Source organism: Mycobacterium sp. URHB0021, from assembly GCF_054057895.1.
The window spans coordinates 1301917-1320453 of sequence record NZ_JBSRZT010000002.1; the positions used below are offsets into that span (position 1 = coordinate 1301917).

17 protein-coding genes are annotated in these 18537 nt (G+C 67.2%); 5 read left to right on the top strand and 12 right to left on the bottom strand.

Features of this window, described 5'->3' with window-relative positions:
* Nucleotides 1-152 precede the first annotated feature (152 nt).
* Nucleotides 153-908: a LamB/YcsF family protein gene (locus ACVWWN_RS08610; RefSeq protein ID WP_457149057.1), complete on the bottom strand. Its 756-nt coding sequence runs from the start codon at nt 906-908 to the stop codon at nt 153-155.
* Nucleotides 905-1588, bottom strand: coding sequence for a 5,6-dimethylbenzimidazole synthase (bluB, locus tag ACVWWN_RS08615; RefSeq protein WP_457143512.1), 684 nt, complete (start codon nt 1586-1588; stop codon nt 905-907). The genes ACVWWN_RS08610 and bluB overlap by 4 nt, the downstream gene beginning before the upstream one ends.
* Before the next feature lie 58 nt (nt 1589-1646).
* Between bluB and ACVWWN_RS08620 the strand changes: the two genes are divergently transcribed.
* On the top strand, nt 1647-2474 hold the full coding sequence (locus tag ACVWWN_RS08620; RefSeq protein ID WP_457143513.1) for a sulfurtransferase: 828 nt from the start codon (nt 1647-1649) through the stop codon (nt 2472-2474).
* Here ACVWWN_RS08620 and ACVWWN_RS08625 read toward each other — a convergent pair.
* Genes ACVWWN_RS08625 through ACVWWN_RS08635 form a run of 3 tightly spaced genes read right to left on the bottom strand, consistent with a single transcriptional unit; the run spans nt 2466 to nt 5076 of the window.
* A complete protein-coding gene (locus tag ACVWWN_RS08625; protein ID WP_457143514.1) occupies nt 2466-3332 on the bottom strand; it encodes a metal ABC transporter permease in 867 nt (288 codons plus the stop codon). The two genes, ACVWWN_RS08620 and ACVWWN_RS08625, sit on opposite strands and share 9 nt — an antisense overlap.
* Nucleotides 3325-4149 carry a metal ABC transporter ATP-binding protein gene (locus tag ACVWWN_RS08630; protein WP_457143515.1) on the bottom strand — a complete coding sequence of 275 codons (825 nt, stop codon included), beginning with the start codon at nt 4147-4149 and terminating at the stop codon, nt 3325-3327. Before ACVWWN_RS08630 ends, ACVWWN_RS08625 begins: the two co-directional genes overlap by 8 nt.
* A gap of 9 nt (nt 4150-4158) precedes the next feature.
* Nucleotides 4159-5076, bottom strand: coding sequence for a metal ABC transporter solute-binding protein, Zn/Mn family (locus ACVWWN_RS08635; protein WP_457143516.1), 918 nt, complete (start codon nt 5074-5076; stop codon nt 4159-4161).
* Between the two features lie 94 nt (nt 5077-5170).
* Here ACVWWN_RS08635 and ACVWWN_RS08640 point away from each other — a divergent pair, with 94 nt between their 5' ends.
* Entirely contained in the window at nt 5171-6271 is a 1101-nt protein-coding gene (locus tag ACVWWN_RS08640; RefSeq protein ID WP_457143517.1) for a LacI family DNA-binding transcriptional regulator, read from the top strand.
* 8 nt (nt 6272-6279) lie between these two features.
* Here the strand turns inward: ACVWWN_RS08640 and otsB are convergent, their stop codons facing one another.
* Nucleotides 6280-7035, bottom strand: coding sequence for a trehalose-phosphatase (gene otsB / locus ACVWWN_RS08645; RefSeq protein ID WP_457143518.1), 756 nt, complete (start codon nt 7033-7035; stop codon nt 6280-6282).
* Nucleotides 7036-7038: 3 nt separating this feature from the next.
* Nucleotides 7039-7644 (bottom strand): cholesterol catabolism transcriptional regulator KstR, encoded by a 606-nt coding sequence (gene kstR / locus ACVWWN_RS08650; RefSeq protein ID WP_457143519.1) that lies wholly within the window; start codon nt 7642-7644, stop codon nt 7039-7041.
* A 271-nt stretch (nt 7645-7915) separates the two neighbouring features.
* On the opposite strand from kstR, the gene ACVWWN_RS08655 reads away from it, so the two are divergent.
* Entirely contained in the window at nt 7916-10039 is a 2124-nt protein-coding gene (locus ACVWWN_RS08655; RefSeq protein ID WP_457143520.1) for an acyl-CoA dehydrogenase family protein, read from the top strand.
* Between the two features lie 7 nt (nt 10040-10046).
* Here the strand turns inward: ACVWWN_RS08655 and ACVWWN_RS08660 are convergent, their stop codons facing one another.
* Nucleotides 10047-11462 carry an MmgE/PrpD family protein gene (locus tag ACVWWN_RS08660; RefSeq protein ID WP_457143521.1) on the bottom strand — a complete coding sequence of 472 codons (1416 nt, stop codon included), beginning with the start codon at nt 11460-11462 and terminating at the stop codon, nt 10047-10049.
* 108 nt (nt 11463-11570) lie between these two features.
* Nucleotides 11571-12509 (bottom strand): LysR family transcriptional regulator, encoded by a 939-nt coding sequence (locus ACVWWN_RS08665; protein ID WP_457143522.1) that lies wholly within the window; start codon nt 12507-12509, stop codon nt 11571-11573.
* A 78-nt stretch (nt 12510-12587) separates the two neighbouring features.
* Here ACVWWN_RS08665 and ACVWWN_RS08670 point away from each other — a divergent pair, with 78 nt between their 5' ends.
* Together ACVWWN_RS08670 and ACVWWN_RS08675 are read left to right on the top strand one after the other, a co-directional pair.
* On the top strand, nt 12588-15020 hold the full coding sequence (locus tag ACVWWN_RS08670) for a hypothetical protein (RefSeq protein WP_457143523.1): 2433 nt from the start codon (nt 12588-12590) through the stop codon (nt 15018-15020).
* 10 nt (nt 15021-15030) lie between these two features.
* Nucleotides 15031-15987, top strand: a complete 957-nt coding sequence (locus ACVWWN_RS08675; protein WP_457143524.1) for an NAD(P)/FAD-dependent oxidoreductase — start codon at nt 15031-15033, stop codon at nt 15985-15987.
* On the opposite strand, the gene ACVWWN_RS08680 is transcribed toward ACVWWN_RS08675, so the two are convergent.
* The 3 genes from ACVWWN_RS08680 to ACVWWN_RS08690 all read right to left on the bottom strand — a co-directional run bounded on the left by ACVWWN_RS08680 (nt 15984) and on the right by ACVWWN_RS08690 (nt 18508).
* Nucleotides 15984-16589: a TetR family transcriptional regulator gene (locus ACVWWN_RS08680; protein WP_457143525.1), complete on the bottom strand. Its 606-nt coding sequence runs from the start codon at nt 16587-16589 to the stop codon at nt 15984-15986. The two genes, ACVWWN_RS08675 and ACVWWN_RS08680, sit on opposite strands and share 4 nt — an antisense overlap.
* Nucleotides 16590-16598: 9 nt before the next feature.
* Nucleotides 16599-17798 (bottom strand): cytochrome P450 family protein, encoded by a 1200-nt coding sequence (locus tag ACVWWN_RS08685; protein WP_457143526.1) that lies wholly within the window; start codon nt 17796-17798, stop codon nt 16599-16601.
* 167 nt (nt 17799-17965) lie between these two features.
* A complete protein-coding gene (locus tag ACVWWN_RS08690) occupies nt 17966-18508 on the bottom strand; it encodes a hypothetical protein (RefSeq protein WP_457143527.1) in 543 nt (180 codons plus the stop codon).
* Nucleotides 18509-18537: the final 29 nt, after the last annotated feature.

The following is an 18537-nucleotide window of genomic DNA, read 5'->3' on the forward strand; positions in this document are numbered from 1 at the left end:
GTTAACGCCTGGGTATTGCCCAGTAATCCCTGCTGCGGCGTCGTCGACCGCGACGGGATTCGGGGCGGCGTGGTCTGGATACGGCATCGCGGCGAGGAGATCTATTGGCTCGCAACGGCCTTCGACCCACCGTGAATTATGCCCCGTACCGGTCAGACGAACGGCCGTAGCTCCACACCGTCTCTGCGCAGCCGGTCACGCACGGCATTGGCGATCTGCACCGCTCCCGGCGAATCACCGTGAACGCATACCGACTCTACCGTGATCGGGATCGTCGAACCGTCGACGGCGGCGACGCGGCCGGCCGTGACCATCAACACCACCCGATTCACGATCTCCTCGACATCGTGCAACACCGCGTTGGGGACACGCCGCGAAATCAGTTGTCCGTCCGAGCGGTACGCGCGGTCGGCGAATGCCTCGGACACAGTGCGCAGGCCCAGTTCCTGCGCCTCGGCGAAGAACACCGAACCGGACAGACCGAGCACCGGAAGGCCGGGGTCGACCGCGCGGACGGCCTCCGCGACGGCCCGTGCCTGCCCGTGGTTGCCGACGATCGTGTTGTACAGCGCACCGTGGGGTTTGACGTAGCTCACCGTCGAACCCGCGACGTGCGCCAGGGCCTGGAGCGCGCCGATCTGATAGATCACGTCCGCTGTGAGGTCTTCGGGGGTGATGTCGATGAACCGCCTGCCGAATCCGGCGAGGTCGCGGTAACTGACCTGCGCTCCGATCCGGACACCCCGTGCCGCGGCCGCGCGACAGGTCTTGGCCAGTGTCGCCGCGTCCCCGGCGTGAAAACCGCACGCCACGTTGGCGCTGGTGACCACGTCGAGCATCGCGTCGTCGTCGCCCAGTTGCCAGACCCCGAAGCTCTCGCCGAGGTCGGCGTTCAGATCGACCGTCAGCTGCGGCACGAGGTCCACCCTAGGGGCGGGGCGGCGGTATCCCAGCCGTTCTCCGAGACGAATTCGGCCAGCGGTCGCCCGAACGCCCACCGGTCCACCTCGAGCGCGGGCCGGTCGGGGAATTCCGGTACCGGTCCGAGGCACAGGACGGCAACGGGCTCTGCGTCCACGGGCATGCCCAGCAGCCGGGCGAGGCTGACCGGGTCGAAGATCGACACCCAGCCCATGCCGAGGCCCTCCGCGCGGGCGGCGAGCCACAGGTTCTGGATCGCGCACGACACCGACGCGAGGTCCATCTGGGGCAGCGTTCGCCTGCCGAAGACGTGGGCGTCCCTGCCGTCGCGCAGGGCCGCCACCAACAATTCGGCGCATTCGAGGATGCCTTCGACCTTGAGCTCGAGGAACTCGTCGCCGCGCCGTCCCAGCGCCTCGGCGGTGTGCCGCCGTTCCTCGTCGACGAGCGAGTGGATACGGCCCCGCAAACCGGTGTCGGTGATCCGGATGAACCGCCACGGCTGCATCAATCCGACGTTCGGTGCGGCGTGGGCGGCGTGCAGCAGCCGCGCCAGCACATCCTCGGGCACCTGCGCGCCGGGAACGAATCGGCGCATGTCGCGGCGTTCGGCGATGGCCCGGTAGACGGCGCGCTGTTCGGCCGTGCTGAACGCGTGGTTACTCACCCGCCCAGCTTAGGAGCCGCACGGTGTGCGACCTCGCCGCCGGTGGCACCATCGTGGGGTGCCCCGTGACGAAGTGCTGATCACCGCAAGCGAGCTGGCGCAGCGCCTTGCTGCCGGTGATCCTGTGACGATCCTGGACGTGCGCTGGACGCTGGCCGAGCCCGACGGCCGGCGCGCCTACCAGGACGGCCACCTGCCGGGTGCGGTGTACGTATCGCTCGACGACGACCTGTCCGACCATTCGATCGACGGCCGCGGGCGTCATCCGTTGCCGTCGGGACGTAGCCTCCAGGCCGCGGCGCGGCGATGGGGTATGCGCAACGGCGTCCCGGTCGTCGTGTACGACGACTGGATTCGGGCCGGGTCGGCACGCGCGTGGTGGGTGCTCAAGGCCGCGGGCCTGCCCGATGTGCGCATCCTTGACGGCGGCCTGGCCGCATGGCGCGGCGAACTCGAAACCGGCACGGCGACACCCGGTCCCGGTGACATCAGCGTCAAACACGACGATCTCTATGATGGCGCGCTGCCCACGCTGACGGCCGAGCAGGTCACCGCGTCGGACACCACACTTCTCGACGCGCGGGCACCCGAACGATTCCGCGGCGAAGTCGAACCCGTCGACCCGGTCGCCGGGCACATTCCCGGTGCCGGGAACGTTCCGAGCACCCGGCTGCTCGCCGCCGACGGCACCTTCCGGCCCGCAGCCGAGCTCGGCGCGATGTTCGACGTCGACGGGGCGCAGACCGGCGTCTACTGCGGGTCCGGGGTCACCGCATCGGTGGTCGTGGCCGCACTGGCCGCCGCCGATGTCGACGCAGCGCTGTATCCCGGGTCCTGGTCCGAATGGTGTTCGGATCCGGCGCGCCCCATCGAACGCTCAGGCTGACCTCGTCCGGCGTCTGCGGGAACCCACCAGCCAGCACACCAGGAAGATCGCGAACGAAATCGTGGTGACGAATACCGACACCGGGACCCCCGGCGCGAGCGACAACATGATGCCGCCGACCGCGGCGATCTCGGCGAACAACACCGACGCGGCGATGCACGCCACAGGGGAGACGAAAACCCGCACGGCGGCCGCGGCGGGGGTGATCAACAGCGACATCACCAGCAGCGCACCGACGATCTGCACTCCCTGAGCGGCGGTGACCCCGACCAGCGCGGCGAAGACAATGCCGAGCGCGCGAACCGGGACACCGCGTCCGGCGGCCACGTCGGGGTCGACGGTGGCGAACAACAGCGGACGGTAGGAGACCGCGAGCACCGCCACCACCAGCACGACCACCACGGCCAGCATGGTCAGGCCGGAGTATCCGACGCCGACGATCTGCCCGGTCAGCAGCGCGAAGCTGGTACCCGTGCGGCCCGGGTAGAGATGGATGAACAGAACCGCCAGGCCGAGGCCGAACGCGAGCACCACGCCGATGGCCGAGTCGCGTTCTTGGGTTCGCTGCCCGAGGATCCCGAAGAGCACCGCGGCCAGTGCGCTGCCCACGAGTGCGCCGACGCCCACGTTGAACCCGGCCAGCAGCGCGAATGCACCACCGGTGAGGGACAACTCGCTGGAGCCGTGCACCGCGAACGACATCTGCCGCATCACGATGAACGGCCCGATCAGGCCCGACACCAGCGCGAGCAGCGCAGCGGCCAGAAGCGCCTGCTGGACGAAGTCGCGGCGCAGCAGATCGGCGGTGACGTCGAAGGAGAACAGGTGCGCCAGAAGGTGGGACAGGCGCTCACTCATGGTCGTGTCCGGTGGTGTGGCCGGAGTGGTCGAGGTGCTCGCCGACCACGACGTAACGGCCGCCAACCTTCACCACTTGGATGTCCGCCCGGTACAGCTCGGACAGTGTCCGAGACGTCATCACCTCTTCGACGGTGCCGATCCGGAATCGTCCCTCGACCAGATAGAGCACCCGATCCACAAATGGCAGAACGGGATTCACCTCGTGCGTGACGAACAGTACGCTGGTGCCGGCCTCACGCCTGCGCTGATCGATGAGCGCGGACACCAGGCGGGCGTTGGCCGGGTCGAGGTTGAGCAGCGGCTCGTCGCACAACAGCAGCACCGGATCGGTAGCCAGTGCCTGGGCCACTCTGACCCGCTGCATCTCGCCGCCGGACATCACCCCGACCGCGACCCCGGCCAGGTGATTTCCGTTGACCTGGTCCAGTGCCCGCTCGACCGCGACCCGCTTGGTCGAGCGGTTGTTGCGGGTCAGACTCGTCAGTCCCCATCGGTTTCCGTCGTAACCCAGTCCGACGAGATCCCGCCCGCGCAGCGACAGCCCGCGCTCCACCGAACGGTGCTGGGGGACATAGCCGATCCGTCGGCTCCCCGCGGCCACTGGCTCTCCCGCGACGGTAGCGGCGCCCGCTGTCAGGTCGAGCTGTCCGAGCAGCACTTTCAGCAGGGACGTCTTACCGGTGCCGTTGGGGCCGAGGACGGCGATGAACTCCCCGGCGTGCACGGTCAGGTCAAGGTGGTCCCACAACACCCGGTCACCGAACGCCAGCCGGGCGCCGGTGAGCGAGACAAGCACGTCGGGGTCGGCAGGCACAAGCAGTGATTATCGGGCCGGCAGGGCGGCCTGAGCCAAATCCTTGCCGAACTCGTCGACGGTCCGGCGTTGCCAGTCCAGATAGTTCAGGCCTTCCGGCAAGGTCTCGGTCACCTCGATGATCGGGACCGACGCCTTGCCCGCCGCGTCCCTGAGCTGGTTGGTGACCGGAGTTTCGGTCTGCTTGTTGAGCACGAGCGCGGATACCTGGCGGGAGTTGATCAGGTCGAGCACGGCGGCGACATCGGCCGGCGACGGATCGTCGCCCTCCTCCATCGCACTGGCGAAGGTCGGTGGGGTGCGGTCGGCAATGCCCGAATTCACCAGCAGGTAGTGGGCGACGGGTTCGGTCGCGACCACCGACACTCCGGGATGGGCCTGCCCGACGGCCCTCTCGGCCGTGGCGAGAGTGTCGGCCTGATCGCCGAAGTTGGAGGCGTTCGCCTTGTAATCGTTCGCGTGTGCCGCATCGGCCTGGGCGAGTTTGTCGGCGATCTGGTCGGCCACCGCCTTGGCGGTCTCGAGATCGTAGAACACGTGTTCGTTGGCACCCGGCGCCGCGCTGGGCAGCAGCGAGTAGGCGTTGACGGTCGGCACGCCCTGATGGCCGGCGAGCACATCGTCGAACCAGTGGTCGTATCCGCCGCCGTTGTAGACCGCGAGCGATGCGTCGGAGATCGCGGCCGCGTCCGAGGGGCTGGCTTCGAACGAATGAGGATCGGCGGAGGGGTTGGTCACAATGGACTTGACGGTGGCGTGGTCGCCCGCGACGGCGCTGGCCACGCTGCCCCACACGTCGGTGGAGGCGACGACGGTGGCCGTGCCGCCTGGATGGTCGGAGGTCGCCTCATCCTGGCCGCAGCCGGCGACCGTCAGCGCCAGCGCAACCGACGCGGCCGCGGCCCAAACTCCACGCATCACCAGCATCTGAGGACTCCCTAATACAAATGAAAACCGTTTCCAATAACTCTAACGCACGGCAGCCCTGGATAACCAGCTTGATCCGCTAGCCTCACAGAGCATGTCCAGGAGTTCAGCGCCGAGGCGCCGGGCGACCCTGGCCTCGTTGGCCGCTGAACTCAAGGTGTCGCGAACGACGATCTCCAATGCCTACAACCGACCGGACCAGTTGTCGACGGACCTTCGCGAACGGGTGCTCGCCACCGCCAAGCGACTGGGGTATCCCGGGCCCGACCCGGTGGCCCGGTCGTTGCGGACCAGAAGAGCGGGCGCGGTCGGGCTGATGATCACCGAACCGCTCAACTACTCGTTCAGTGATCCCGCGGCCCTGGACTTTGTTGCCGGACTCGCCGAGTCGTGTGAGGAGGCCGGGCAGGGCCTGCTACTGGTGGCGATCGGGCCGAACCGCGAAGTGAGCGAGGGGTCGGCTGCGGTGCTTTCCGCGGGCGTGGACGGGTTCGTCGTCTACTCCGCGTCCGACGACGATCCGTACCTGGCAGTGGTGCAGCAGCGCCACCTTCCGGTGGTGGTCGTCGACCAGCCCAAAGATGTACTCGGTACTTCGCGGGTGTGCATCGACGATCGCGACTCCATGCGTCGGCTTGCCGAATATGTTGTGGGACTCGGACATCGGGATATCGGATTGCTTACGATGAGGCTGGGACGGGACTGGCCCCATGGCGGCCCGCGGCCCGCGGTCGCCGATCCCGAGCGAGTGCAGACCCCGCATTTTCACGTCCAGCGCGAGCGCATCCACGGCGTCTATGACGCGATGACGGCGGCGGGCCTGGGTCTGGAGTCGCTGACCGTGGTGGAGAGCTATGAGCATCTGCCCAACTCGGGCGGCGCGGCGGCAGAGGTGGCGCTCGAAGCGAATCCGCGCATCACCGCGCTGATGTGCACGGCCGACGTGCTGGCGCTGTCGGCCATGGATTACCTTCGCGCCCATGGGATCTACGTACCGGGCCAGATGACGGTCACGGGATTCGACGGTGTCCCGGAAGCGCTGCGGCGCGGCCTGACGACCGTCGTCCAGCCGAGCATGGAGAAGGGTCGCCGCGCCGGCCGGTTGTTGCACAATCCGCCGCGTTCCGGCCTTCCGGTGATCGACGTCCTGGACACCGAGGTGGTCCGCGGCCGGACGTCGGGCCCGCCGGCGTAGCGGAGGAATCAGCGCGATCGGCGGCGCTCGTCCAACATATATGTCAGGGCGGCCGCAACGTCTTCCGGCGTCTGAACGCGGAACTCGGCGAGCGTGTCACCCGGCCCGACCTTGACGCCGACGTCGCCGTCGCGCAGTCGGCGAAACGCCTTCTCGTCGGTCACGTCGTCACCGAGAAAGACCACGGCCGACGCGCGGCATTGTTCGCGCAAGATGTCGATGGCCTCGCCCTTGTCGGTGGAGATCACCGCGAACTCGAGGACGGCTTTGCCCTCGGTGAGGTGCGCGTCCCAGGACCGCGCGGCCAAGCGCGCCGCGCGCAGAGCGGCGTCACCGTCGGCGGGGTCGGCGTTGCGCACGTGCAGTGCGACGCTGGCCGGCTTCGTCTCGACGGCCACGCCCGGGCGGTCCGCGGCGATCGCGGTCAGGTCGGCGGTGATCCGATCCAGCAACGCGCGGTCGATGTCGCGGGAGAACCCGGCGTCGAACTCGGCGCCATGGCTGCCGACCAGGTGGACGCGTGGCGACATCGAGGACAGGCCACGCAGGACCTCCAGCGCACGCCCGGAAATCAGGGCGGCGTCGGTCGACGGCAGTTCCGCCAGCGCGACCAGTGCATCGGCCGCCGCGGGGAGCGGACGCGCATCGGCGGGGTTGTTGACGATCGGGGCCAGCGTGCCGTCGAAATCGGAGGTGACCAGCAACCGCGGCACATGTGCGGCATCGGAGAGCGCACGCGCCAGGTCGGCAGGGAGCTCGCTCACCGGTCAGATCTTAGGGTGCTCGCCGTCCCCGATGAGCAGACGCACCGCCAGATCCAGTCGCTTGCTGACGTCGGTGGCCGACGCGCGCCGGGTCAGCCAGGCCAGCAAGTTCGACAGCCAGACATCCGAGATGACCCGCGCGATGTGGTACTGGTCCTCGGTCGGTTCGCCCTCGCTCATGGCGCGGGCGAACATCGAATCCATCAACTTGCCGACGTGATCGACCTCACCGGCCGCCGACGCATCCGCGAAGACGAACGCACGTGTCATGGCCTCCGTCAGCAGCGGGTTGCGCTGCATGGCGCGGTTGAGCTTGCCGACCATGATGTTGAGCCGCTGGTACGGGGTTCCTCCGGTGAGCGAGGCACGGTCGGTTTTTGCGTCGATGCGCTCGAACTCCCGGCCGAGTGCGGACACCAGCAGGTGCACTTTCGACGGGAAGTAGCGGTACAGGGTGCCGACCGCGACGTCGGCACGCTCGGCGACGGCCCGCATCTGAACCGCCTCGTAACCGCCCTTCGAGGCGATGGCGAGGGTGGCGTCCAGGATGCGCTTACGGCGCTCCCGCTGGGCTTCGGAGCCGAGTTCGCTTTCGGCCAGTACCGCCACGTTCATCACCTGGCGGGGGCGCGAGTCGGAACTCGGACCCGCGTTGGTTGGTGCTGGCTGTGACGGACCGGACATCCGGTAGGTAACTCCTTCATCGTGCGTTCTCGCAGGAAACGATACGCATGCCGATCCTCGTTTTCTCGCCTCGGTGCGTTATGGCAACGACGCGGTCCTGCTGTAATGGCGGTCGACTTGACGGTCGATCGCTGGCACTATTAGAACACGTTCTAGTGGGAAGCACGCTCTTCTCGCCCAAATGTTAGGAGACACGGTGGCGGCATCTTCCGCGGGGACCATCGCCGATGAGCAGTCCGGCGTCCGCGAACTCGTCAGGACCTGGGCCGTCGGCTCGGGTGCGATCGATGCCACCCGCGACGTGGAACAAGGCAAGCCCGGCGCATGGCGGGCCCCGTACGAGGGACTGGCGCTACTGGGGATCTTCGGCGTCGCCCTGCCCGAGGAACTCGGTGGAGCAGGCGGCACCGCCGACGACCTGTGCGCGATGGTCGACGAGGCCGGCGCCGCGATGTTGCCCGGCCCGGTCGCCACCACCGTGCTCGCAACGCTGCTCATCGACCACTCACACGCCGACGTGCTGTCGGCGCTGGCCTCCGGTGAGCGCACCGCCGGTGTCGCGGCATCCGCCGACTTGCGCTACGACGGCGGCAAGGTGTCCGGCACCGCGGACTATGTGCTGGGCGCAGATTCCGCGGGCGTCGTGCTTCTGCCCGCCGGCGGCCGGTGGCTTCTCGTCGACGGCGCCGCGTCCGGGGTGACCGTCGACCCGCTGAAGGCCACCGATTTCTCACGGCCGCTTGCCCGGGTCGTGCTCGATGCCGCGCCCGCCGAGGTGCTGTCCGCGTCGCCGCAGCGGGCCGAGGATCTGGCCGCGACCGTGCTGGCCGCAGAGGCGGCGGGGCTGGCCCGCTGGACACTGACCACGGCGACCGAGTACGCCAAGGTGCGCGAGCAGTTCGGCAAGCCGATCGGCAGCTTCCAGGCCATCAAGCACATGTGTGCCGAGATGCTGCTTCGCTCCGAACAGATCTCGGTGGCGGCCGGTGACGCGGCCGCCGCGGTCTCCAATGGAGACGACCGCCAATTGTCGATCGCCGCGGCGGTCGCCGCGGCCACCGCCATCGAGGCCGCGAAGGCCAATGCCAAGGACTGTATCCAGGTGCTCGGCGGCATCGGTATCACGTGGGAACACGACGCCCATCTGTATCTGCGCCGTGCGTACGGGATCTCGCAGTTCCTCGGGGGACGCTCGCGCTGGCTACGGCGCATCGCGGCGCTGACCAACGACGGCGTCCGCCGCGAGCTGCACATCGACCTGGAGTCGGTTGCCGACCTACGACCCGAGATCATCTCCGCGGTAACGGAAGTCGCGGCCTCACCCGCCGGTCAGCAGCAAGTGGCACTCGCCGAGGCGGGCCTGCTGGCACCGCACTGGCCGCGCCCGTACGGCCGGGAGGCCGGACCCGCCGAGCAGCTGTTGATCGACCAGGAGCTGGCGACGGCAGGGGTGACCCGGCCCGATCTGGTCATCGGATGGTGGGCGGTGCCGACGATCCTCGAGCACGGCACGCAGGAACAGATCGAGCAGTTCGTGCCGCCCACGCTGCGGGGCGAGCTGATCTGGTGCCAGCTGTTCAGTGAGCCGGGGGCGGGGTCCGATCTGGCATCGTTGCGCACCAAAGCGATTCGTGCGCAGGGTGGTTGGAAGCTCACCGGGCAGAAGGTGTGGACGTCGGCGGCCCACAAGGCGGCCTGGGGCGTGTGTCTGGCCCGTACCGATCCCGAGGCACCGAAACACAAGGGCATCACCTACTTTCTCGTCGACATGCGCTCACCCGGCATCGAGATCCGGCCGCTGCGCGAGATCACCGGCGACAACTTGTTCAACGAGGTGTTCTTCGACGACGTCTTCGTACCCGACGAGATGGTCGTCGGTCAGGTGGACGACGGTTGGCGGCTGGCGCGTACCACGCTGGCCAACGAGCGCGTCGCGATGGCCCACGGCACCGCCCTCGGCAATCCGATGGAGGAACTGCTGCGCACGGTCGGTGCACGCGACCTCGATCCGGCCGTGGCCGATCGGCTCGGCGAGCTGATCCGGTCGGCTCAGGTGGGCTCGCTGCTGGACCGGCGGATCGCCCAACTGGCGCTGGGCGGCCAGGATCCCGGCCCGCAGGCCAGCGCCCGCAAGCTGATCGGGGTGCGCTACCGACAGGAGCTGTCCGAAGTGAGAATGGACCTGTCGGAGGGCGCCGGCGCGGTGGAGAACCAGCAGGTGCACGACTTCCTCAACACCCGCTGCCTGACCATCGCCGGCGGCACCGAACAGATCCTGCTCACGCTGGCCGGCGAGCGGTTGCTCGGGCTGCCCCGCTAGCGACGCCTCAGAGCCGCCCCCTCGTCCGGGGCCGCTGCGGCGTCGCACTCGCCTGCGACAACAGACCCGCGAGTTCCGAGATCGGATTCTGATCGAGAGTCGCTATCGCCGTGACGATGTCGGAGCGCAGCCTGTCATCGGCGAACGGCTCTGCGAGCCAATCGAACTTCTCGACCACGCGGTCCCACGACATCGGTCGCGTCGGGGAGCCCTCGAAGTCGGATTGCTCGCGCGACAACGTCCGCCCGTCGTGCAGCACGATATGGATGCGAGCCGAAGTGCGTCGGGGGTAGGCCGCGGTGAGATCGGGAGCGGCTTTGACGTCGACGCGCGACAGCAGGTCCTGGACGTCACCGCGGCGGACGCGTTCGGTTTCGAGTTGTTCGGGACCGACCTGACCGTCGAGCAATGCCACCGCGCTCAGATACTTGAGGTTGTAGTCGGCCTGTTCTTTGGTCCACGCACGATCCTTCGCCCCGTACGAACCGCCGCCGGCGAAGTCGTAGGCGCCCTGGAAGACCTCGAGTGTCACCGCCGCGACGTCCGCAGCGGAGAGATGATGGTCGTCGCGGATGGCCAGCGTCGCATCGATGATCGCCTGACCGTGGATGAGTGAGCAGTATTGCTTCAGGTAGGTCTGCTCGACGGCGGTCAGGCGGTGATCCTCCGTTCCCATGTCGATCGCCTGGTCGAAGAGTTGCTCCAGGCCGTTGGGTCCCTCGAACAGTGCTGTAGGACCGGTGATTCCACGACTGGCCAGGATGGTGGTGTATACGGCCCGCATGCCGGTGGTGGCGGGGGAGATGCCCTTCCAGTTCGACACCGGTTCGGCGTGGACGGCGGCCAGCGACACGTTGTCGACGGTTGATGCGGCGATGGCGGCTGCCGTCTGGGCGACATTCAGATACAGTAACTTCGCCGAACCCGCCGCGACCGACATCGCTAGTTGCAGGGCGTGATTCATGCCCCGGGCCATCACCGGAACCTGTGCACTGAATCGGCACTGAACCTCGTAGGCGACCGCCAGAGCCAGCAGGAAATCCTTACCGTCGGCCCCGACGTGCTCGGCCATCGCGAGGATTGCGGCGAAGTTGTCCGACGGATGGCACAGGCCGCCGGGCGTCAGGAAGGTGTCCAGCAGGTCGGGATAGCGAACCAGCACCGCGTTGAAGAACGCGGCCTGATCCACCGAGGCCTGCCCTCCGCCGATGAGCGTCGCGGTAGGACGGCCACTGAATTCATCGGTGTGTGCTCGGATGGGTGCGATCAGTTCACCGTCGAGCGCGCCGACGGCGCACGCGACGCTGTCCAGCACGTTGCGCTTCAATGTGGACAGGGTCGCGGCGCCGATGTCGGACAGTTTCGCCGTGACGACGAATTCCGCGACGTCGTCGACAATGTGGTTGTGATGGGTGTGTTTCACAGCTCTTGCCCCTTTTGCAACTCGACCACTGTCCAGTCAAGCGCGGCGGAGCGGGGGCGTCCACGACCCAACGGCTACCTGTCGTTGGCGGAACTTTCCACGGCACGTCTAGGCGTTGAGGGTGCCGCGGTGCGGATCGTCGGCGGGGGCCCACCAGCGTTCGGCGGGTGGACGGCGCCAACCCCGACTGTCGGCGAAGGCCACCAGCGACTCCACGGCGTGCGCAACGGCGGGGCGGTCGTCATCGCGGCGGTGGACCAGCGACCACGTCCACAGCGGAACCGGGTCTGCTGCTGCACGGTGCCGCAGCCGCGGCGGAGTTACCGAGGTGTGCCGCTTCGGCGATGCGAGCACGGGTGCGCGCAGGCGACGCACATGGGCGTAGAACGCGTCGCCCGTGACACCGCCGTCTTCGATGTTGACGACACGGGCACGGGTTGCCTCGGCGAATTCGCCGGCGTACCGGTTCCATGACGACCACGTCGCCTGATCGGAGTCGACCAGCACCGCGACATCCGTTGCGGGCACCGGTTGCGCCCCCGCGCCCGGCGCAACGGCGTTCAGCGGCTCGGCGCGGACCAGATGTGCTGTGATTTCGCGCGTTTCGGTATCTGAAGTGTCAACCCACGTGAGTGCGAGGTCGAGGCCGCCGTCGGCGACCCGGTCCGCTTGCGCATGCGACGGCAACACCCATTCGTCGATGCGCACCGAAGCTGCGGGCGCGAGTAGTGCGGCGATGTCCTCGGGCAGCCAACTGACATACCCCAGCCGCAGGGGCGTCTTTTCCGCGGCCGCGTGGCGCAACCGTCGGCGGGCGTCGTCGGCGAGCGCAAGGATTCTGCGGGCATCCTCCAGTAGCGATCGTCCGGCCCCGGTCAGCGCGACGCTTCGGCGGTCACGGATGAACAACTCCGCACCGAGCTCGCGTTCAAGCGTGATGATCTGCTGAGACAGCGCCGGTCCCGAGATGTGGACCCGTTTCGCGGCCCGCCCGTAGTGCAGTTCCTCGGCGACGGCCACGAAATAGCGCAGCTGTCGCAGTTCCATGGACCGAGCTTAAGTCGGAAAGGGACGGTCCCTGGCGGACGTTGACGACAATCACCCGAAGAATCGTTGACAACAATCATGATCGACATTGAAAGCCGGGCGCTCGCTGTTCTTCGAAAGTGGTTCGCCGCCGGCTGGGCGTCGGTGTTCGCGCGCCTTGGAATCGAGTTGGACTTCAGCGCGCCCGACGAGGAGCTACGCGATTCGCTGTTGCAGTCGCTCGCGCCGTTCAGTCGCGACGATCCGCTCGTCTTCGATCTCGCGCCGGATGCGTGTGCCGCACTGTGCCCGAACGATCCGGCCAAGAGCATCGTCTATCACGTGTGGGCATGCGCTGAACCGACTCGCGTTCTCGCATGCCCGTCCCTCGAGGAACTCGATCTCCTCGAGAACTTCATCTACCTACTGGGCGAGCACGAGCCGCCGCCCGACGGCCCGCTGGTGCCGATGGTCCTGGCGTACGCGTACCGCAATCGCGCCGCGACGGCCCACCGACTTCACGCAGACATGGTTTATTCGAGAGTGGCGATCACCCGCGTGGGCACACGCGAACCCCGTTTCGTCGAGGCGGACCAGATGTGGGAGTCGTGGGCGGGCGACGGCTTTCGTGTCACGCGCGCACGCCTCGGCCTGTTCCTTTGCCGCATCGTCGACGGCGACGCGGCCAACGTGTCGATTCTCGATCACGTCGACGGTGATGCGCGGCGTCGCTTCGCGTTACCGGTGCGCAAACTGTTCGAGGGCGCGCAGATTCCTGACGCGCCCCCGATCCGTTCGATCCGCTTTCGCGGCTACTTTCTCGGCGACAAGTTGAGGCGGGTGATCGACGTGAGCGGCGCGGGAGTGCCTGCACCGCTGGACATCACCCGTGCGCCGTTCGTCACCGAAGCGCATATCGAGGTGCTGGCAAACATGTCCGGCGGCGAATCCGATATCGAATTGAACGCGTTCGATGGTGCCTGCATCGTCGGCCCGCGGCCGCGCGCGCAGCTGGTGTCGATCGCGACACAAAACGAGCAGATTGCGCGGTTCACGGTGCCGCCGCGCCACGGCCCGCCATCGCTGCTGCGCGGACACGGCATCGACGCGGGCAATTTGAGCCTGAACCGGCACTACACGTCGATGCAGGTGCCGACCAGCACGACGCGTCTTGCACTCGAAACCGCGTTCGCGCAGCTCGAGCACGTCTTGCCGGAAGTATTCGATCCGCTACCGAAGGTGCGGCCTCGGGGCGCGCCGGAGTACGTGAACATCCGGCATCGCGTCGAGCCCGACGGCCGCATCACCGTCCTCGGAAATGTGTTGCCGGCCGACGAGTACGAAGCGCAACTCGATGCCGGAGGCTACGAGGCGGCGATGTTCGACGACGGTGTCATGGACGGTGCGGTGTGGGCGATGCTCGACGATGTGCCGGCTGCGGCCGCCATGGTGCTGGTGACGGCGCCCGATTTCTTTCCACGTGCGGACGAGGAAGCTCTGCAGGCATGGAGCGACACCAGGCCGGCGCGCGCCGCATCGCATCAGTTCAAGGAAGGCGGTCCGAAGCCGCTGTCCGCCGGGCGGTTCGCCCCGAACCTGCTGCTGAAGGACCCCTGGAGCGGGCAGCCGTTATTCGCGAAAACAGACACCACGGCGACGGCACTGGTCTCGCGGCCGCCTGCCGCCGACGCGGGCGTGACGGCGGACGCTGCCGGCTTCCGTCGGCAGGCCGGCGGGTTTCTTGCCGACAGCGCGTCCAACGAGTTCGCGCCCGGGTGGGATGTGTCGTATGACGAAATGGACGGCACCTTCTACTACACCACGCACGGTCTCGGGTCGCCGTTTCCCGAAGATGTGAAGTTCTGCGCGTCGGCCAATGCATATTGGCCCGCGGCCTCGCCGGACGCCGCGCGTTCGTTCCAACGTCCCGGCATTCCCACTGCTATTCCGATGCTCGACCACGAGCTCGGCCTCCATCCGGACAGCCCGGACGGGGGGACGGACGCCGCGCCGGGTTGGGACGGCGAGTTCGGACCGTTCTTCCAAACCCGAAATGGCATGGCGGGGGTCAATTCCGCGGATATCCGACGATCGGACTACGTGTACAACACGACGCAGCTCACATTCGCGTCGCGCGTCTTCGATCTGTCGAGCGAAGAGTTGATTCGCCGGATGGAGGCGCTACGCGTTTGCCTCGAGGCGATACCGGAGGCGGGATCGGAAATGCCATCGCTGACGCACTACTGGATCGTCAGTGCGACTGCCGTTCGGAACGCCGAACCGCCTGCCATGCGCTACGTGTTCGAGTTCTGCGTGCCGGACAACGCGCACGCGCGGCCCGTCGTTTCCCACACCGTGACGAGTGCCGGCGCGCCGGGCTATTGGCGGCTGTGGCGGCCCGCCGGAAACCGGATCAAGGTGGAGTGCCGCTTCGACGGCGCCGACGATCTGGTGCCGTGCGCGGTCCGCCACGCATCGTACGACGCGGCCACCGGCAAGTACGGCGACTGGCAGCAGCGGGAAGTACGCTGAGCAACGCGCTATGAGCAGGACAACCGGCGACGCATTGATTCTCGGTGGTGGTCCCGCAGGCTGCATGGCTGCGCTGGCGCTGCGCCGCGCGGGTTTGAGTTGCACGATCCTCGCGCTCACCAGGCCCCCGAACCATCGCGGTGCGATCGAGAGCGTGCCGCCGATGGTGCCCCGCCTGCTCGAAGCGGCGGGCCTTGCCCGCGAACGGTTCGTCGACGCGATCGCCGGCCGCTTCGACGGCATCGTGTCCGATGGCGTCGTGCGGCGCTTGTCCGGCACGACCGGTGTGCCGTCCGGCCACGGGTGGCATGTGGAGCGGGGGCTGTTCGATCGTGTTCTGCTGGACCACGCACTCGAGCAGGGCGTCACGCTGCACCGGGACCGCGTGACCGAGGTCATCTGCACGGCGAAGGAGGTAGTCGTGCACACCGCGGCGACGCAGCATCGCGTGCCTTGGCTGGTAGATGCGTCGGGACGCAGCGGCGTCCTGCGACGGGCGCTCGGTCTGGCGACCGTGACGCGCGGAGCACCCCTGTTGGCCTGGCGGGGCGTTGCGCCGCAACATAAGACGCCATGCGGTATGCCCACATTTCACACGTCCGGTTCGAGCTGGGTATGGCAGGCACCCCTCGACAATGGCTCGTTCGCATGGACCAGGGCCGACGATGCGGACGCGCACGATACGGTCGGCGCGCGCGGGTTCGACGTCAGCTGGCGGCTGGTGCGCCCGGCGGCCGGTGCGGCGTACCGGATCGTCGGCGACGCAGCCGCGATGCTCGATCCGCGCAGCGGGCAAGGTGTGCTCTTCGCGCTGTCATCGGCGCTGGCCGCGGCGCAGTCGATCGTCGCTGTCGAACAGGCGCCGCAACTGCGTTCATTCGAAGCGGCCGGCTACGACGGGTTCGTTTCGACGGAATTTCGCCGCAAGAGCGACGAACTGATGCGGCGTACCCGGCCGGAGGCCTAAGTTCTGCCGGCTGACACCATCCGCCGAACGATGTGCGTATAACGTTCCGCGACATCATTGATGGACAGGTACCCGGCGTGGTTGAACCACTCCCGGACACCGTTGAGCATGTCCAGCAGTGCCATCGTCGTCATATCGGCGTCGTCGATGCTGAATACCCCGGCGGCATTTCCCTCCCTGAGGAGGGCCTTGACGGCGTCGTGGTACTCCCACGACAAATCGAGAATGTGCCGCAGCTGCACCGGGTTCAGCGAAGCGCGGAACTGGTTCGCGTTGAGGAGAAACGACCTGCGTTCATCGCTCATGGTCAGATGAAGTCGCACCACATCCGTGAGCCGATCGACCGGGGACCGGCGACCATCACGCAGGATCGGGATCACAGTCGCATTGAAGTCGCGCATGAATGTGCCGATCACGGCGTACAGGATCTCCTGCTTGTTCGCAAAATGGTGGTACAGCGTCGATGACGTGATGCCGACTTGCAGCGCGAGCTCGCGAATCGATGCAGCGTCATAGCCGCGCTCGTAGAACAACGGCGCGGCAGCGGTGAGAATCTGCTGCGCGACGTCGATCCCCTCCGTGAGGGACTTCTTCCGTGCCACCGGACGTGCTCAGCCGAGGAGGACCGGCAGGGACTTGAGTCCACGTATCAGCGTGCTGTTGCTGTATTCGAGACTCGCTTCGGCGGTCAGGGTCATCCGATAGAACCGGGGCAACAATCGATCGAATGCGATCCGTGCTTCCAAGCGCGCTAGTGGAGCGCCCACGCAATAGTGGATGCCATGGCCGAAAGCGAGGTGTGTGTTCGGATGTCGCGTGACGTCGAGCCGTTCGGGGTCAGCGAACTGCCGGTCGTCGCGGTTGGCTGCCGTCAGCGCGATCATGACGAGCTCATTCGCCGGTATGGTCACCTCCCCGACGTCGATCGCGGTCGTGGTGAAGCGTGTGGTCGCGATGTTGACCGGGCCTTCGTAACGCAGAAACTCTTCCACCGCAGCGGGCAGCTCCGCGGGATTCTTCCGTAGGTGCTCCAGCTGTGCGGGGTTCTGCAGCAACGCCAGTATGCCGTTCGCGATGAGGTTGACCGTGGTTTCGTAGCCGGCGAAGATCAGCAGATAGGCCGTCCTGAGCAGTTCGTCCTCGGTCAGCCGGTCGCCGTCCTCGTTAGCCTGCGCGAGTGCCGTCAAGAGGTCCTCGGTCGGATGGCGCCGCTTACTCGCGATCAACTCGCTCAGCAGCTCCATCAGCGATTCCTGGGCGGCGGCAACCGTATTCGCGTCCAACGTGGTCAGCAGTGGTTCCGAGAGCGCCTGAAACCGCTCACGCTCGTCGTCGGGCACGCCGAGTAGCTCACCGATCACTCGGATGGGTAGCGGCGCGGCGAACGATGCTCTCAGGTCGACCGGTCCCGCCTTCGCTGCAGCCGCGACCGCGTCGAGCAGTTCGTCGGCGATCTGCTCGACCCGTGGCCGGAGTTCTCCGACGGCGCGGGCGGCGAAGGCTTTGACGACGAGTCGGCGCAACCGAGTGTGGTCGGGCGGATCGCTCATCAGCATCGTTGCGTTCGTCGACGGCGAGAACCATTCAGCGGCGGACGGCGGTAGAAGCGCCCGCGCGCCGGCGTAATCCTTGCTCACCCGCGAATCGTTGAGTAGGGCTTTCGCCTCGGCGTAGCGGGTGACGAGCCAGACCCCCACTCCGCCCCACATGGTGGCCGGACTGGCCGGCGCCTCGGCGCGGAGCGCGCGGTACAACGCATGCGGATCCTGGAAAAACTTGGCATCCAACCTTGTCACCGGGTGCACTGACACTCGCCGTCTCCTTCGCGTCCTGCTCGAACCGTGCGATACCTGTGTGAATCGCTTGATCGACACGAACGGTCGCGAATTGCGAGATTCAGTAAGTCAAGTCACATCGTCACCGTCGAGTGATCGACCCTCCCTGCCGCCGACTGCGGTGCGAATGTCGAGCGCGCAGGTCAGAAGGTCGTCTGAGCGCAGGCGTCCGGCGATGTCAGGTTCACTCCCGTGTACACCACCTGGATGTGCGCGCAGACGATGAAATCGGTGTCGGTCGTGTGTTGGCCGGTGCGCCAATCGGTGGGCCAGGCATTGCCGTGGAACTGGAACCTGTCGGCGGGTCCGCCACCGAAGAACACGGTGGTGAACTCCATATCAGTAACGGATTTGAACATCCTGGTGTTCGGTGCGTCGAAATCCGCATCCAGGAACACGTCGGGGTGCATGGTGCGCAGGGTGGTGGTCTGACGCGCCCACAAGTCGTCGGGGAAACCGATCGGCCCCTCCGGGACGCGGAGGTTAGCGGCCGTATCGAAGAGGCAATTCGCTTCCGCCTCAATGCAATTGGCGGTGACATGCATCTCCAGGGTGGTGACCGGGTCGACCGGTATCGACGCGTCGGCCGTGTCGATGGCCGCCGACGACGGGGCCGCGGGCGTGATCAGCGCGAGCGCCAACCACATCGCCGACAACACCGAAAGCACGCTGGCGAGCCGCTTCACTGTCCCTCCCGTTCCGGTGCTGCGAATGG